At 46.4% G+C, this 252-nt stretch carries 1 protein-coding gene; it reads right to left on the bottom strand.

What is annotated here, in order from left to right:
* Window positions 1-226 (bottom strand): SDR family NAD(P)-dependent oxidoreductase (locus AAEZ09_RS28790; protein ID WP_350601740.1); only part of this gene is annotated, 226 nt, incomplete at its 3' end.
* Between the last annotated feature and the right edge of the window lie 26 nt (window positions 227-252).

The following is a 252-nucleotide window of genomic DNA, read 5'->3' as shown; positions in this document are numbered from 1 at the left end:
GAGCAAGACTAATCTGTAAGGTTTTCATAAGATAATGGATAGCGGCTTTTGAGCTACCATAGGCTTCGGCACGAGCAAAAGGCACATAAGCAGAGGCTGAGCCGATACCGACCAAGCGACCTTTTGAAGCAATCAGCTTTGGCAACACCCCTTCGATGGCGTGCGATAACGTGCCCATATTGACTGACATGACTTTCATAAACACACTACTGTCAAAGTTTGGCATGTCTAAATACTCACACATGCCAGCAC

Source organism: Pseudomonas sp. 65/3-MNA-CIBAN-0223, assembly GCF_040310425.1.
GTDB classification, from domain to species: domain Bacteria; phylum Pseudomonadota; class Gammaproteobacteria; order Pseudomonadales; family Pseudomonadaceae; genus Aquipseudomonas; species Aquipseudomonas gregormendelii.
Note: the sequence above shows the minus strand (reverse complement) of the source record. Positions and strands in the feature narration are given on the sequence as shown.